At 66.9% G+C, this 16,284-nt stretch carries 10 protein-coding genes; 4 read left to right on the forward strand and 6 right to left on the reverse strand.

The window, feature by feature from the left end; genetic code table 11:
• The first annotated feature begins 177 nt into the window (after nucleotides 1-177).
• On the forward strand, nucleotides 178-1,326 hold the full coding sequence (locus AC07V5_RS20060) for a zinc-binding dehydrogenase (RefSeq protein ID WP_495117475.1): 1,149 nt from the start codon (nucleotides 178-180) through the stop codon (nucleotides 1,324-1,326).
• A gap of 217 nt (nucleotides 1,327-1,543) precedes the next feature.
• Here the strand turns inward: AC07V5_RS20060 and AC07V5_RS20065 are convergent, their stop codons facing one another.
• The 6 genes from AC07V5_RS20065 to AC07V5_RS20090 all read right to left on the reverse strand — a co-directional run bounded on the left by AC07V5_RS20065 (nucleotide 1,544) and on the right by AC07V5_RS20090 (nucleotide 9,892).
• Entirely contained in the window at nucleotides 1,544-2,059 is a 516-nt protein-coding gene (locus tag AC07V5_RS20065) for a DUF1697 domain-containing protein (protein WP_495117476.1), read from the reverse strand.
• Between the two features lie 5 nt (nucleotides 2,060-2,064).
• A complete protein-coding gene (locus AC07V5_RS20070) occupies nucleotides 2,065-3,735 on the reverse strand; it encodes an amidohydrolase (RefSeq protein ID WP_495117477.1) in 1,671 nt (556 codons plus the stop codon).
• A 34-nt stretch (nucleotides 3,736-3,769) separates the two neighbouring features.
• Nucleotides 3,770-5,758 (reverse strand): M3 family metallopeptidase, encoded by a 1,989-nt coding sequence (locus AC07V5_RS20075; protein WP_495117478.1) that lies wholly within the window; start codon nucleotides 5,756-5,758, stop codon nucleotides 3,770-3,772.
• Between the two features lies 1 nt (nucleotide 5,759).
• Complete coding sequence (gene folD / locus AC07V5_RS20080; RefSeq protein ID WP_495117479.1) at nucleotides 5,760-6,617, reverse strand: bifunctional methylenetetrahydrofolate dehydrogenase/methenyltetrahydrofolate cyclohydrolase FolD; 858 nt, start codon at nucleotides 6,615-6,617, stop codon at nucleotides 5,760-5,762.
• A 63-nt stretch (nucleotides 6,618-6,680) separates the two neighbouring features.
• Nucleotides 6,681-7,304 (reverse strand): response regulator transcription factor, encoded by a 624-nt coding sequence (locus AC07V5_RS20085; RefSeq protein ID WP_056195018.1) that lies wholly within the window; start codon nucleotides 7,302-7,304, stop codon nucleotides 6,681-6,683.
• The gene (locus tag AC07V5_RS20090; protein WP_495117480.1) at nucleotides 7,301-9,892 is read right to left on the reverse strand and encodes a PAS domain S-box protein; all 2,592 of its coding nucleotides are present in this window, start codon (nucleotides 9,890-9,892) and stop codon (nucleotides 7,301-7,303) included. Before AC07V5_RS20090 ends, AC07V5_RS20085 begins: the two co-directional genes overlap by 4 nt.
• A gap of 195 nt (nucleotides 9,893-10,087) precedes the next feature.
• On the opposite strand from AC07V5_RS20090, the gene aceE reads away from it, so the two are divergent.
• The 3 genes from aceE to lpdA are packed head-to-tail and all read left to right on the forward strand — an operon-like array spanning nucleotide 10,088 to nucleotide 16,280.
• The gene (gene aceE, locus AC07V5_RS20095) at nucleotides 10,088-12,799 is read left to right on the forward strand and encodes a pyruvate dehydrogenase (acetyl-transferring), homodimeric type (protein ID WP_495117481.1); all 2,712 of its coding nucleotides are present in this window, start codon (nucleotides 10,088-10,090) and stop codon (nucleotides 12,797-12,799) included.
• A gap of 20 nt (nucleotides 12,800-12,819) precedes the next feature.
• Nucleotides 12,820-14,472: a dihydrolipoyllysine-residue acetyltransferase gene (aceF, locus tag AC07V5_RS20100; RefSeq protein ID WP_495117482.1), complete on the forward strand. Its 1,653-nt coding sequence runs from the start codon at nucleotides 12,820-12,822 to the stop codon at nucleotides 14,470-14,472.
• 14 nt (nucleotides 14,473-14,486) lie between these two features.
• Nucleotides 14,487-16,280: a dihydrolipoyl dehydrogenase gene (gene lpdA / locus AC07V5_RS20105; protein ID WP_495117483.1), complete on the forward strand. Its 1,794-nt coding sequence runs from the start codon at nucleotides 14,487-14,489 to the stop codon at nucleotides 16,278-16,280.
• The last annotated feature ends 4 nt before the right edge of the window (nucleotides 16,281-16,284 follow it).

Here is a 16,284-nt window from a genome sequence, read left to right on the forward strand (position 1 = left end):
CCTGAACCGAGTGGGGCCGGTCTTCCCAGGTAACGGTGGTGTGGCAGCCCAAAAGCCAATCCCCCTGAAGCGGGAAGTGACAAAGGTGCCGTTGTCCCTGCGACACGTCGCTGTGTGTGCAAATGGGCTGCAGGGCGCCTCGCTCAAGAGCTGCTCACCTACGTCGAGGGACATCGAATGCCTATTCAAGCTCCAAGCACCGGGCTGCAACTGCGCTCCCTGGTCAAGCCGACGGGAGAACTGTCCCTGTCGCTCGACAGCGTCCCGGTCTCGCAGCCGGCGAGTGGCGAGGTGGTGGTACGGGTGGAGGCGGCACCGATCAATCCTTCCGACATCGGTTTGCTCTTTGGTGCCGCCGATCTGAGGTCGGTTGCAGTGTCGGGAACGTCGGAACTCCCGGTTGTCGTCGCCCGAATTCCTGAGGCGGCGCTGAAGAGCATGGCCGGCCGAGTTGGCGCTTCGCTGCCCGTCGGGAACGAAGGCGCCGGCCTGGTCATCGCGGCGGGCAGTTCTCCCGAGGCTCAGGCGCTTTTGGGCAAGACCGTGGCCATGCTCGGCGGTGGCATGTACGCGCAGTACAGGACCTTGCCAACCGAGCAGTGCCTGGTGCTCCCGGACGGCGCCACGGCGGCCGACGGTGCTTCCAGTTTCGTCAATCCGCTGACGGCGCTGGGCATGGTGGAGACGATGCGACGAGAAGGTCATACCGCTCTCGTGCACACCGCTGCTGCGTCAAACCTCGGGCAGATGCTCCATCGAATCTGCCAGCAAGACGGCATCGGTCTTGTGAACATTGTGCGCAGAGCGGAGCAGGTCGACCTGCTGAAGTCGCTGGGTGCGCAGCACGTGTGCGATGCCAGCTCCGAGACTTTCCTGCAGGACCTGACCGAGGCTTTTGTGGCTACGGGCGCGACGATTGCCTTCGATGCGACCGGAGGAGGGCCGCTGGCCGGCCAGATCCTCGGGTGCATGGAAGCGGCAATCAGCAGAGCGGCCAAGGAGTACAGCCGGTACGGCTCGACAACGCACAAGCAGGTCTACCTGTACGGCGGTCTCGACACGCGGCCCACCGAGTTCAACCGCAACTTCGGAATGGCATGGGGGATGGGCGGCTGGCTGGTCTTCCCGTTCCTGCAGAAGATCGGGCCTGAGGCCGCGCTTCGCCTCAAGCAGCGCGTAGCCGCTGAGTTGAAGACGACTTTCGCGAGCCGGTACGCAGGAGAGTTGTCTCTTGCCGAGGCGTTGGATCCGAAGTGGATCGAGGCCTATGGCCAGCGGGCCACGGGGGCGAAGTACCTCATCTGCCCGCGCAAAGGGATGGATTGAGGACAGGAAATTCCGTGGCGAGTGGCGCAGGTGTTCCCCGCAGTCGATCAGCGCAAGCTCACGCCGCATCGTCCGCTTGAGCAATCACGCGGGCCAGCAGTGACTGGGCCCATGGTTCCTTGACGAACGCCCGCGTGTCGGCGGCGCGCGTCTTCTGCAGGACGCAGCGTTGCCAGTCGCATGTGGCGAATTGCCTCGACTCCGCCATCGTCCACAGTCAGGCGTTCGCGAGGGCGTTCAGCTTTTCCACCGTGGCCCAGTTGCGCGTGGTGCCGGTGTCGCCGAGCTTCTTCAGCAGCGCGACGGCGGCCTTGCTTTCCAGGATGCCGTGGGCGCACCACAGGTAGGCCGCATGCTCGGTGACGACAAAGCGCTCGCTGCCCTGGCCGGTGATGGCTGCCGCGGCCTGCAGCGCCGCCGCGTCCGTTGTGACGGCGACGAGCAGGCGGCTGGGGTCATCCGCCTCGTCGATGCCGTGGCCCGCCGCGATGGCTGACCATTCGGCCGCCGTCTTCAGGATGACGAAAGCGTCGACACCCAGCTTGTCGAGGACGGCCGCGCGGATCTTGTCGGCGCTGAGCTTCTTCTTGATGTCGAACACGGCGTTGCCGCTGTTCAGCAGCGTCTTGACGTCGGTGGCGCCAAGCTCCGTGAGCAGGGCTTTCAGATCGGCCATCGCAAGGCGCTTGGCCTTGCCGACGTTGATGCCGCGCCAGAGGGCGATGTAGCGCATGAGGTTCAAGGCTCCGAGGTGTGGACGAGCTTGCCGCCGACCCAGGTCTGCAGCACGCGGGTCTTGAGCAGGGCTGCGGGTGACGAGGTCAGCGGGTCGCGGTCGACGAGGATGAAGTCGGCGCGGTGGCCGGGCGTGAGCGAGCCGACGTCCTTCTCGGCATGGGCCGCGAAGGCCGCGCCGCGCGTGAAGCAGTCCAGCGCCTGCACGGGGTTGAGTGCCTGCTGGCGGTACCAGCCGCCGATGGGTTTGCCGGCGGCGTCCTCACGCGTGACGGCGGCGTAGAGGCCCGCCCAGGGGTTGGGCTCCTCGACGGGGAAGTCCGAGCCGCAGGCCAGGCGCGCGCCGCTCTTGAGCAGGCGCTGCCAGGCATAGGCGCCCTGGATGCGCTGGGCCCCGACGCGGTCCTCGGCCATGTTCATGTCCGACGTGGCGTGCGTGGGCTGGATGGAGGCGATGACCTGGCCTTTGGCGAAGCGCGGGATGTCGGCCAGCGCGATGACCTGGGCATGCTCGATGCGGTGGCGCAGCGCCGTGCTGCGGGCGCCCATCTCCTTGGCCAGCGCTTCGAGGCCGGCCAGCGCCTGGCGGTTGGCCGCGTCGCCGATGGCGTGGACGTTGACCTGGAAACCCGCACGCGCCGCGGCGCGCATCTGCGCCAGCAGCTCGGTATCGCTGCGAAACAGCAGGCCGCGCGTGGCCGGGGCGTCGCTGTAGGGCGCGAGCAGCGCCGCGCCGCGGCTGCCCAGGGCGCCGTCGGCGAAGAGCTTCACGGCACGCAGCGTGTAGCGGCCGTCGCCTGCGTCGAGCAAGGGGCCGGCGGTGCGCAGCCGCGTCATGAAGGCCTCGTCGCTGCCCCGGGCCATGCCGTAGATGCGCAGCTTCAGCTGGCCGGCTGCAGCGCGTTGGCGCAGCAACTGATCGGCAGCGGCCGAGATGCCGGCGTCGTGTGCGCTGGTGATGCCCAGCGACAGCAACTCGCGCTCGGCGGTGTCGAGGTTGGCGGCGAGTTCGGCTGTGTCGTCAGCCGGCACATGGCGTTCGACCAAGCCCATGGCTGCGTCGATGAGCACGCCGGTGGCTTCGCCGTTCGCGTCGCGCTCGATGCGGCCGCCGGCCGGGTCGGGCGTGTCGCGCGTGATGCCGGCCAGTTGCAGCGCGCGGCTGTTGGCCCAGCCGGCGTGGCCGTCAACGCGGGACAGCCAGGCGGGGCGCAGGCTCTCTGCCGAGTCGAGCTCGGCCGCGGTTGGGAAGCGGCCGAGCTTCCACGCCGCCTGGTTCCAGCCGCCGCCGGTGATCCACGCCGCTTGCGGTCGCGCTTCGGCATGCGACTTGATCGCGGCCAGCGCCGCCGCCAGGTCGGCCGTGTCGCGCAGCTGCAGGCTGCGCCGCGCGGCGCCGAGTGACAGCACATGGCCGTGGGCGTCGATGAGGCCGGGCATCAGCACGCGGCCGCCGGCGTCGATGCGCCGCACTTCGCCGGACGGGAGTTCCTTCAGCGTGCCAATGGCCAGCACGCGGCCATCGGCGCCGACCTGCATTGCGTCGAACCGGATGACGCGGCCGCGCTCGTCGAGGGTCAGCCCGCGGGCGTTGTGGACGAGCAGGGCCTGGGCAGAAACGGCGCCGCCGCCCAGCGTGAGCAGGGCGGCGGCGAAGAGTCGTTGTATTCGCATGCCCGCAGTCTCGGCGACGCGGGCTGCGTGAGCATCAGCTCATGCCCTGATGGCGAAGCAGCGCATCGATCTTCGGCTCGCGGCCGCGGAAGGCCTTGAAGTTGTCGATGGCGTCGCGCGCCCCGCCTTGCTCCAGCACCTCGTTCAAGAAGCGCTTGCCGGTGGCGGCGTTGAACACGCCTTCCTCCTCGAAGGCGCTCCAGGCGTCGGCGCTGAGCAGTTCAGCCCACTTGTAGCTGTAGTAGCCGGCCGCGTAGCCACCCGCAAAGATGTGCGAGAAGCTGTGCTGGAAGCGGTTGAAGGCGGGCGGGATCAGCACGGCGACTTCGGCGCGCACTTCGTCCAGCACCTTCTGCACATCGGCTTCCGCGCCGGGCTGGCCATGCAGGCGCATGTCGAACAACGCGAACTCGATCTGGCGCAGCGTCATCAGCCCGCTCTGGAAGTTCTTGGCGGCGATCATCTTGTCGAACAGGTCGCGCGGCAACGGCTCGCCGCTGTCGACATGGCCGCTCAACTGCTGCAGCACGTCCCACTCCCAGCAGAAGTTCTCCATGAACTGGCTGGGCAGCTCGACAGCATCCCACTCCACGCCGGAGATGCCGGACACGCCGAGGTCGTTCACCTGCGTCAGCATGTGATGCAGGCCGTGGCCGAATTCGTGGAAGAGGGTGATGACGTCGTCGTGCGTCAGCAACGCGGGCTTGTCGCCAACGGGCGAGGCGAAGTTGCAGGTCAGCAGCGCAACCGGCGTTTGCTGCTCGCCGCCTGGCTTGAGCCAGCGGCTGCGCACTTCGTCCATCCAGGCGCCGGGGCGCTTGCCCGTGCGGGCGTAGAGGTCGAGGTAGAACTGGGCGATGAGCTGCCCGCCGCGGCGCATCTCGTAGAACTTGACGGTCTCGTGCCAGACCGAGGCCTGGGCTTCGGAGATCGACACGTCAAAGAGGCGCTCGATGATGGAGAACAGGCCGGGGACGACCTGGGTAGCCGTGAAGTACTGCTTCACCGTCTGGTCGCTGAAGGCGTAGCGGGCTTCCTTGAGCTTCTCGCTCCAGTAGGACACGTCCCAGGACTCCAGCGGCTGTCCCTTGGCGAACTCGCGCAGCTCGGCCAGGTCTTTCTCGGCGAAGGGGCGGGCGCGCTTGGCGAGGTCGCTGAGGAAGGTCGTTACCTCGGCCGGTGTGGACGCCATCTTGGGCGCCAGCGACACCTCGGCGAAGCTGGCGTAGCCCAGCAGCTGGGCCTCTTCCTGGCGCAGCGCGACGATCTCGCGCATGGCGGCGGTGTTGTCCCACTCCGGCTTGCCGGACTCACTCGCGCGGGTCACGTAGGCGCGGTAGAGCTTTTCGCGCAACTCGCGGTTCTCGGCGTACTGCATGACGGGCAGGTAGACCGGGAAGTGCAGCGTCAGCTTGTGGCCACCGTCGTCCAGCTTGGTGGCGTCCAGCACGTCCTGGGGCACGCCAGCCAGTTCGTCGGCGGAGGCGATGTAGCTCCAGCCGTCGGTGGCGTCCAGCACATGCTCGCTGAACTGCTGTTGCAGCTCGGCGCTGCGTTCCTGGATGGCCGCGTAGCGCTCGCGGGCCGCGCCCTGCAGCTCGGCGCCGGACAGCACGAAGTTGCGGATGGCGTGCTTGAGCACCTGCTGGCGCGGCGCGCTCAGTGCGGAGCCCTGCGCCGCCACGACGGCCTTGTACTTGGCGAACAGCGCTTCATTCGCGCCCATCGCCGTGCTGAACTCGGTGACGGCCGGCAGCATTGCGTTGTAGGCCTCTCGCAGCGCGGGCGTGTCGGCCACGGCGTTGAGGTGGCCGACGGCGCCCCAGGCGGCGCCCAGATGCTCGGTGCTGGTGTCGAGGATGCGTGACAGCGCGTCGTAGTCGGCGGGCGTCTCGGGCTTGGTGGCCTCGTCGAGCGCCACCTGGGCGGCGGCCAGCAGTTGCTGGATGGCCGGCTGCACGTGCTCGGGCTGGATGGCCGCGAAGTCGGGCAGGGCGGCGGTGGAGAGCAGGGGATTGGTCATATCAATTCGACTTGAGGCTGCGCTCAGCGGATTCAAGCGTGTTCACCAGCAACATGGCAATGGTCATAGGACCGACCCCACCGGGCACAGGGGTGATAAAGCCGGCAACTTCCTTGACGCCGCCGAAGTCGACGTCGCCGCAGAGCTTGCCCTCGTCGTTGCGGTTGATGCCAACGTCGATGACGACGGCACCAGGCTTGACCATGTCGGCGGTCAGCATGTTGCGGCGGCCCACGGCGGCGACGACGACGTCGGCCTGGCGAGTGTGGTGGCCGATGTCGGGCGTGGCGCTGTGGCAGACGGTGACGGTGGCGTTGGCCTGCAGCAGCAGCAGGGCCATGGGCTTGCCGACGGTGTTGCTGCGACCGATGACGACGGCGTGCTTGCCGCGCAGGTCGAAGCCGGTGCTCTCGATGAGCTTCATGCAGCCATAGGGCGTGCAGGGGCGGAAGCCCGGCAGCTGCGTCATCAGCTCACCGGCGCTCAGCGTCGAATAGCCGTCGACGTCCTTGGTGGTCGCGATGGCCTCGATGACCTTGTGGGGGTTGATGTGCTTGGGCAGCGGCATCTGCACCAGGATGCCGTGGATGGCCGGGTCGGCGTTCAGCGCATCGATGCGGGCCAGCAGCTCGGCCTCGCTGAAGCTGGCTTCGTACTTCTCGAGCACCGAGTGCAGGCCGGCGTCGGCACAGGCCTTGACCTTGTTGCGCACATAGACATGGCTGGCCGGGTCGTCGCCGACGATGACGACGGCCAGGCCGGGCTGGACACCCTGGGCGGTCAGCGCCGCGGCGCGTGTGGCGACTTCAGCGCGGATGGACTTGGAGAGGGCGAGGCCGTCGATGAGTTGGGCGGTCATGAGAAGGAACTCCAAAAAGCAAAAAGGCCGCTTCAGCAGCGGCCTCTCAGGTAAATCAAGTACTCAAGCCTTGGCGGTTGCGCCCAAGGCAATCTTGAGCAGGTCCGCCACCGTGTTGGCGTTGAGCTTTTCCATGATGTTGGCGCGGTGGGCCTCGACCGTCTTGATGCTGATGCCGAGGTCGTCGGCGATCTGCTTGTTCAGGCGGCCGGCGACGATGCGCTCCAGCACTTGCGCTTCACGCGTCGTCAGGCGGGCCAGCAGCGCGTCGCGGCTGGCGGCTTCCTGGTGGCTGGAGAAGGCCTCGCGGGCCTGGTCGAGCATGCGCTCCACCAGGGCCAGCAGCTCTTCTTCCTTGAAGGGCTTCTCGATGAAGTCCATCGCGCCCTTCTTCATCGTCTGCACCGCCATGGGCACGTCGCCGTGGCCGGTGATGAAGACGATGGGCAGGGGGCTCTTGCGCTCGATGAGGCGGTCCTGGAGTTCCAGGCCGGTCATGCCGTCCATGCGGATGTCGGCAATCAGGCAGGCGACCTCGCGGGGGTCGTAGCGGGCGAGGAAGGATTCCGCGGAGTCAAAGCACTTGACCCGGTAGTCCTTGCCTTCGAGCAGCCATTGCAGGGAGTCGCGGACCGCTTCGTCATCATCGACAACGTAGACGTTGCCCTTCTTCGGGATCAAGCTCATGGTGCTGTAGGTTCGGTTCTCGGAGCGCTGCCGGGAGCGCCTTGGGAGGCGTCCTGACGCAGGTGTTCTGAGGTGATGGTGACGGGAATCGTGAATGCGAATCGGCAACCAACGACCAAGGAACCATTGTAGAGGTTCTCGGCTTTTATCCGGCCCTGGTGGGACTCGACGATAGACCGGCATAACCCTAATCCGATGCCCAATCCGTCGGCTTTTGTCGAGAAGAAGGCCTCATACATCCGGGACAGCACCTCATCGGGCAAACCCGGCCCCATGTCGGTCACCGAGAACTCGATCTGCCCGCCCAGCTCGGCGCTGTGCTTGGGAATCACGCGCAGCTCGATGTGGCGGCGGGAGGTCGGCAGCGAAGCGTTGTCGATGGCTTCGGCGGCGTTCTTCAGCAGGTTCATCAGCACCTGCTCGATCAGGATGGGGTCCACCATCAGCTGCGGCAGGCGCTGGGCCACATAGGTGTGGATGGCCACGTTGCGGCGGCGCAGCTCGATGCCGGCCAGCTCCACCGCGTCCTCGACGATGTCCGCCGCGTTGGCTGGTTGGCGCTGCGGCTCGCTGCGCTTCACGAAGTTGCGGATGCGGTGAATGATCTGGCCGGCCCGCTCGGCCTGCTTGGCCGTCTTGGTCAGCGCGGCCATCAGCGCATCCTTGTCGATGCTGTCGTTGCGCACGCGGCTGACCATGCCGTTGCAGTAGTTGGTGATGGCCGTCAGCGGCTGGTTCAGCTCGTGGGCGACGCTGGAGGCCATCTCGCCCATGGTCATCAGCCGGCTCGTGACCTGGGCCTTGTCGGCCTGCAGCGCGGCCTGGGCCTCGGCGTGGCGGCGCATCGTGATGTCGGTGGCAATCAGCATCTGCGCCAGGCGCCCGTCGGTCCACTGCAGGTAGCGGGCGCGCACGTCGAACCACATGGCCAGCGACTCGACATAAACCTCGCGCGGGTCGGAGCCGGTCTCGGTCAGCGCCTCGGCGGGCAGGCCGGAGTAGTCGTCGACTTCGTCCGCGCCATCGCCCAGGCCGCCGCGCCGGCTCGTCGTGCCCAGCAGATGGCCGCCGGCCAGCAGCGCGTGGCCGGCCGGGTCAGCACCGAACCACAGGCGGTAGCTGCGGTTGGCGAACAGCAGCTCGGGCGGCTGCACGGACAGCACCGACACGGCTGCGTCCAGGCCTTCCAGCACCGTGGTGAAGCGCTCGTGCGACGCCGACAACTGGTCGCGCACCCGCTTGGCCTCGGTGATGTTGGTCATCGAGGTCATCCAACCTGTCTGCTTGCCCTTGGTGTCCACCAGGGGCGACACATAGACGCGGGCGTCGAACTGGCTGCCGTCCTTGCGCTGGATCTTGACCTCGACGCCACCCGACGGGCTACGGCCCTGCAGTTCCTGCTGCAGCAGGCGCGCGTTCTCTTCACGGCGGTCAGACGGCCAGAACGGGTAGGGCGGCGTGCGGCCCACGAGGTCGGCCTCCGAGAAGCCCGTCATCGCACAGAAGGCCGGGTTCACGTAGGTGATGCGCGTGTCCATGTCCATGGCGCGCATGCCGGTCAGCATGGAGTTCTCCATGGCGCGGCGGAAGTTGGTCTCCAGCGTCAGCGCGTTCTGGATCTGCGTGCGCCGGCGCATGTGACGCCAGGTGCCCAGCAGCATCCACACCGTCATGCCCGCGAGCGCCAGCACCAGCCAGAACAGGGCGTTGTTGATGAGGCCAATGGACGTGCGCCAACCCTGGCCGCGTAGCACCAGGCCGTTCAGCGCCGGCGCGAGCGGCACGTCGTGCAGCAGCGAGGCGCGGCGCAGTACCTGGCCCGGCATGGGCGTGACGGTGCTGCTGACGATCTGTTCGCGCGAATCGAGCACGGCGATGCTGTGGCGCGTGGCCACCTCGCTGGGCACGTAGTAGCGCAGCAGGGCCTCGACCGTGTACTCGGCGATCAGCACGCCGGCAAAGCCGCCGCGGTCGATCAGCGGAATGTGCAGCTGGAAGACGGTGACGCCGTTGGCATCGGAGAAGGGTGGCGAATAGACGGGCTGGCGGCGGTCCTTCGCCGCTTCGAAGGCGATGGCCGCGGCGTTGGACTGGTTGGGCATGGGCATCGACGGGTCGTTGCCGTCCGCCGACATCAGCCCGTCGGCCTGGAAGCCCGCCGCGCCCACGCTGCTGCGCCGCTCGCGCTTGGCGCTGAGCCAGGTGACATGCGTCAGCTCCGGCCGCTCGCGGGCGAAGGCCTGCGCCTGGGCGGAGAACTCGTGGGCGTCGATCTGGCGCGTGACGACCTCGCGCGCAATGCGCACCAGCTGCTCCTGGTTCTCGATCAGGCGCAGGCGGATCTGCTGCTGGGCGATCTCGGTGTCGCGCTTGACCGACTCGGTCTCGCGCTCGATTTCTTCGTTGCGCAGGTACCAGAAGGCCGAAATGATGGCCGCCAGGAATAGCAGCACCGAGATCAGCGGGCCCAGCGTGGCCAGGCGGTCCTGCCGCGAGGGCGACTGCCGGAACCACCAGGTGGTGACCAGGCGGCGCAGCGTCGCGATCCAGCGTTGGCTTCGGTTGGGCGGGGCGGAAACAGGGGGCATGGGCAAATTATCCGGGTCGATGTCGAGATGATGAATTTCGTAATAAGAAATCGTCTCGCACCATTTGGGAAATGACAAAGCTTGTGAGACACTGCGGCCGCTCGCGGGCCAGCGCCTGCGCTTCTCTGCCCATGAGGCACCTGTTAGAACACCCACTTCCGCCCGCTAGAGGCGGAATTACCAGGAGACCCGGCCATGTCCGCCCAGCCGCAAGAATTTCTAGGCGCCGCCTCGAGCGATGTCGATCCGCAGGAAACCAAAGAGTGGCTGGACGCGCTGTCCGCCGTCATCGATCGTGAAGGTGCCGAGCGTGCGCACTTCCTGATCGAAGAGATCCTGGAGCACGCGCGCCAGCACAGCATCGACCTGCCGTTCTCGGCCACCACCGGCTACGTCAACACCATCGAGTCCGACGCCGAAGCCCGCTGCCCCGGCAACATCCAGATCGAGAAGCGCCTGCGCGCCTACATGCGCTGGAACGCGATGGCCATGGTGGTGCGCGCCAACCGGCTGCACCCCGCTGACGGCGGCGACCTGGGCGGCCACATCGGCTCCTTCGCATCGGTGGCCAGCATGTTCGGCGCCGGCTTCAACCATTTCTGGCATGCCGCCAGCGAAGACCACGGCGGCGACTGCCTCTACATCCAGGGCCACAGCGCGCCCGGCATCTACGCCCGCGCCTACCTGGAAGGCCGCCTCAGCGAAGAGCAGCTCGACAACTTCCGCCAGGAAGTCGACGGCAAGGGCCTGTCCAGCTACCCGCACCCGAAGCTGATGCCCAACTTCTGGCAGTTCCCGACCGTCAGCATGGGCCTCGGCCCGCTGATGGCGATCTACCAGGCGCGCTTCCTGAAGTACCTGCACGCCCGCGGCATCGCCAATACCGAGAACCGCAAGGTCTGGGCCTTCATGGGTGACGGTGAGATGGACGAGCCGGAAAGCCTGGGCGCCATCGGCCTGGCCGTGCGCGAAAACCTCGACAACCTGGTCTTCGTCGTCAACTGCAACCTGCAGCGCCTGGACGGCCCGGTGCGTGGCAACGGCAAGATCATCCAGGAGCTGGAAGGCGAGTTCCGCGGTGCCGGCTGGAACGTCATCAAGCTGATCTGGGGCAAGGGCTGGGACGAGCTGCTGGCGCGCGACAAGAGCGGCAAGCTCAAGCAGCTGATGATGGAAACGCTGGACGGCGACTACCAGGCCATGAAGGCCAACGACGGCGCCTTCGTCCGCAAGAACTTCTTCGGCAAGTACCCCGAGACCGCCAAGCTCGTCGCCCACATGAGCGACGAAGAAATCTTCGACCTGCGCCGCGGCGGCCATGAGCCCGAGAAGGTCTACGCCGCCTTCCACGCTGCCCACAACACCAAGACGGGCCAGCCCACCGTGCTGCTGGTCAAGACCGTCAAGGGCTATGGCATGGGCAAGGCCGGTGAAGGCAAGAACACCGTCCACCAGACCAAGAAGCTGACAGACGAGGACATCAAGTACATCCGCGACCGCTTCAGCATCCCGATCCCGGACAGCGAACTGGCCAGCGTGCCGTACTACAAGCCGGCCGACGACACGCCGGAGATGCGCTACCTGCACGAGCGCCGCCAGGCCCTGGGCGGCTACCTGCCCAGCCGCCGCGCCCGCACCGACGAGCAGTTCACGGTGCCCGAGCTGGCCACCTTCCAGGCCGTGCTGGACCCGACCGCCGAAGGCCGCGAGATCTCGACGACCCAGGCCTACGTCCGCTTCCTGACGCAGCTGCTGCGTGACAAGGAACTCGGCCCCCGCGTCGTGCCCATCCTGGTCGACGAGGCCCGCACCTTCGGCATGGAAGGCCTGTTCCGCCAGATCGGTATCTACAACCCCAAGGGTCAGCTCTACACCCCGGTCGACAAGGACCAGGTGATGTACTACCGCGAGGACAAGGCCGGCCAGATCCTGCAGGAAGGCATCAACGAAGCGGGCGGCATGGCCAGCTGGATCGCCGCGGCGACGTCGTACTCGACGAACAACCGCGTGATGATCCCGTTCTACGTCTACTACTCGATGTTCGGCTTCCAGCGCATCGGCGACCTGGCCTGGGCGGCGGGTGACATGCAGGCGCGTGGCTTCCTGCTGGGCGGCACGTCCGGCCGCACGACGCTGAACGGCGAAGGCCTGCAGCACGAAGACGGCCACAGCCACATCCTGGCCGGCACCATCCCCAACTGCATCTCCTACGACCCGACCTTCGCGCACGAAGTGGCGGTCATCATGCAGCGCGGCCTCAAGCGCATGGTGGAAGACCAGGAAAACGTCTACTACTACATCACCCTGCTGAACGAGAACTACCCGATGCCTGGCCTGAAGGCCGGCACCGAGGAGCAGATCCTCAAGGGCATGTATTTGCTGGAAGAGGCCGACGCGAGCCAGGCGGTCAGCGTCAACCTGCTGGGCTCGGGCACCATCCTGCGCGAAAGCCAGGCCGCCAAGAAGCTGCTGGAAGAGGAGTGGGGCGTGGGCGCCAACGTCTGGAGCTGCCCGAGCTTCAACGAGCTGGCCCGCGACGGCCAGAACGCCGAGCGTTGGAACCTGCTGCACCCGACGGAGCTGGCCTGCGTGCCCTTCGTGACGCAGCAGCTTGGCCACACCAAGGGCCCCGTCATCGCGTCCACCGACTACATGAAGAACTACGCCGAGCAGATCCGCGCCTTCATCCCGCGCGGCCGTTCCTACAAGGTGCTGGGCACCGACGGCTTCGGTCGCTCGGACTTCCGTTCCAAGCTGCGCGCGCACTTCGAGGTCAACCGCCACTACATCGTCGTGGCCGCGCTGAAGGCGCTGGCCGATGACGGTGCGATTCCGGTCGAGAAGGTGTCGGAAGCGATTGCCAAGTACGGCATCGACGTCAACAAGATCAACCCGCTCTACGCCTGAGCCCCGGGGGAGACACAAACATGGCATTGGTTGAAGTCAAGGTTCCCGACATCGGCGATTTCGACGAGGTCGGCGTCATCGAGGTGCTGGTCAAGGTCGGCGACACCGTCAAGGTCGAGCAAAGCCTCGTGACGGTCGAGAGCGACAAGGCATCGATGGAGATCCCGTCGTCGTCGGCTGGCGTCGTCAAGGAGATCAAGATCGCCGTGGGCGACAAGGTCAAGGAAGGCAGCGTGCTGGTGATCGTCGAGGGTGAGGGTGCTGCTGCGCCCGCGCCCGCGGCGGCAACTCCGGCGCCTGCCGCTGCGGCACCCGCGCAAGCTGCACCCGCGCCTGCACCGGCGGCCCCTGCGCAAAGCAGCGGTCCCGTCACCATCGAAGTGCCGGACATTGGCGACTTCGACGAAGTGGCCGTCATCGAGCTGCTGGTGAAGGTCGGCGACACCGTCAAGGTCGAGCAAAGCCTGTTGACCGTCGAGAGCGACAAGGCCTCGATGGAGATTCCGTCGTCGCATGCCGGCGTCGTCGAGGAACTGCTCGTCAAGGTCGGCGACAAGGTCAAGAAGGGTTCGCCGCTGGCACGCGTGGCGGCGACCGGTGGTGCACCCGCGCCTGCCGCAGCGCCCGCCCAGGCACCGGCGCCGGCCGCTGCAGCGCCTGCTGCCGCTGCGGCCGAAGCCAAGGCTGCGGCACCCGCTGCCGCGTTGCCGGCCCACCAGCCCACCGCGCCCACGGGCCAACTGCCTCACGCCTCGCCCAGCATCCGCAAGCTCGCCCGCGAGTTGGGCGTGCCGCTGGCCGAAGTGAAGGGCAGCGGTGCCAAGGGTCGCATCGTCGAGAGCGACTTGCAGGGCTTCGTCAAGGCCGTCATGAGCGGCACGGTGCAGACCGTGGCGCAAAAGGCTGTCGCGCCCGCTCCTGCGGCTGGCGGCGGTGGCGGCCTGTCCGTGCTGGCCTGGCCCAAGGTCGACTTCGAGAAGTTCGGGTCTGTGGAGCGCAAGGAGCTGTCGCGCATCAAGAAGATCTCGGGCGCAAACCTGCATCGCAACTGGGTCGTCATCCCGCACGTCACCAACCATGACGATGCCGACATCACCGATCTCGAAGCCTTCCGCGTCCAGCTGAACAAGGAGAACGAGAAGGCCGGCATCAAGGTCACGATGCTCGCCTTCATGATCAAGGCGGCCGTCGCGGCGCTGAAGAAGTTCCCCGAGTTCAACAGCTCGCTGGACGGCGACACGCTGGTGCTGAAGAACTACTTCCACATCGGCTTCGCGGCGGACACGCCCAACGGCCTCGTCGTGCCCGTCATCAAGGACGCCGACAAGAAGGGCATCTTCCAGATCACCCAGGAAATGGGCGAGCTGGCCAAGAAGGCCCGCGACGGCAAGCTCGGTCCGGCGGACATGAGCGGCGGTTGCTTCTCGATCTCGTCACTTGGCGGCATCGGCGGCAAGTACTTCACGCCCATCATCAACGCGCCCGAGGTGTCCATCATGGGCGTCTGCAAGAGCTCGATCGAGCCCGTGTGGGACGGCAAGGCCTTCCAGCCGCGCCTGATCCTGCCGCTGTCGCTGTCGTGGGACCACCGCGTCATCGACGGCGCCGCGGCCGCGCGCTTCAACGTCTACTTCGCGTCGCTGCTGTCCGACTTCCGTCGGATCGCGCTGTAAGAGGGGCTGGACTCATGGCACTCATTGAAGTTCAAGTTCCGGACATCGGCGACTTCGACGAAGTCGGCGTCATCGAGGTGTTGGTGAAGCCCGGCGACACCGTCAAGGTCGAGCAGAGCCTCATCACCGTCGAGAGCGACAAGGCGTCGATGGAGATCCCATCGTCTACCGCCGGCGTGGTGAAGGAGCTGCGCGTCAAGATCGGCGACAAGGTCGCCAAGGGCTCGGTCGTGCTGACGCTGGAGTCGGCTGATGCCGCCGCCCCCGCGCCGGCTCCGGCCGCTGCGGCACCTGCTCCCGTGGCCGCTGCGCCGGCCCCGGTCGCCGCGACCTACTCCGGCAGCGCCGACCAAGTCTTCGACCTCGTCGTCCTCGGCGGTGGCCCCGGTGGCTACTCGGCTGCGTTCCGCGCCGCCGACCTGGGCCTGAAGGTCGCCATCGTCGAGCGTTACGCAACGCTCGGCGGCGTCTGCCTGAACGTCGGCTGCATCCCGTCCAAGGCGCTGCTGCACGTGGCGGCCGTCATGGATGAGGTCAGCCACATGGCCGACCTGGGCGTGGCTTTCGGCGAGCCCGAGGTCGACATCACCAAGCTGCGCGCGCACAAGAACAAGGTCACCGGCAAGCTGACCGGCGGCCTCGCGGCCATGGCCAAGATGCGCAAGGTGACCGTGCTACGTGGCGTCGGCTCGCTGCTGGATGCCCAGAACCTCAAGGTCGAAGCGACCGAAGGTGCGGTCAGCCAAGCCAAGACGGGTTCGTCGCAGACCGTGGCGTTCAAGCGCCTCATCATCGCGGCCGGTTCGCAGGCCGTGCGCCTGCCCTTCCTGCCCGACGACCCGCGCATCGTCGACTCGACCGGCGCGCTGGAGATGCAGGTCGAAGCCGAGAAGATGCTCATCGTCGGCGGCGGCATCATCGGCCTGGAAATGGGCACCGTGTACTCGACGCTGGGCTCGCGCCTGGACGTCGTCGAAATGCTGCCTACGCTGATGACCGGCGCCGACCGCGACCTCGTCAAGGTCTGGCAGAAGTTCAACGCGCACCGCTTCGACAACATCATGTTGAACACGAAGACGGTCGGAGCCGAAGCCAAGCCCGACGGCATCTACGTGACCTTCGAAGGCGAGGGCGCCCCGAAGGAACCGCAGCGCTACGACCTGGTGCTGCAGGCCGTGGGCCGCACGCCCAACGGCAAGAAGATCGGTGCCGAGAACGCGGGCGTCATCGTCGGCGACCGCGGCTTCATCCCGGTCGACGTGCAGATGCGCACCAATGTGCCCAGCGTCTTCGCCATCGGCGACATCGTCGGCCAGCCCATGCTGGCCCACAAGGCGGTGCATGAAGGCCATGTGGCGGCGGAAGTCATCGCTGGCGAACTGCTGGGCGACGAGAAGCTCAAGAAGAGCCAGTTCGACGCCCGCGTGATCCCGAGCGTGGCCTACACCGACCCCGAAGTGGCCTGGGTGGGCATCACCGAGGACGAGGCCAAGGCCAAGGGCATCAAGTTCACCAAGGGCTTGTTCCCCTGGACGGCTTCGGGCCGCGCCATCGCCAACGGCCGCGACGAAGGCTTCACCAAGCTGATCTTCGACGACGAAAGCCACCGCATCATTGGCGGCGGCATCGTCGGCACCCATGCCGGCGACATGATTGGCGAGATCGCGCTGGCCATCGAGATGGGCGCGGACGCCGTGGACATCGGCAAGACCATCCACCCGCACCCGACGCTGGGTGAGAGCCTGGGCATGGCCGCGGAAGTGGCGCACGGCTCCTGCACGGACGTGCCGCCGGTACGCAAGAAGTAAGCGG

It is taken from the genome of Roseateles sp. GW821-FHT02E12 (assembly GCF_059421665.1).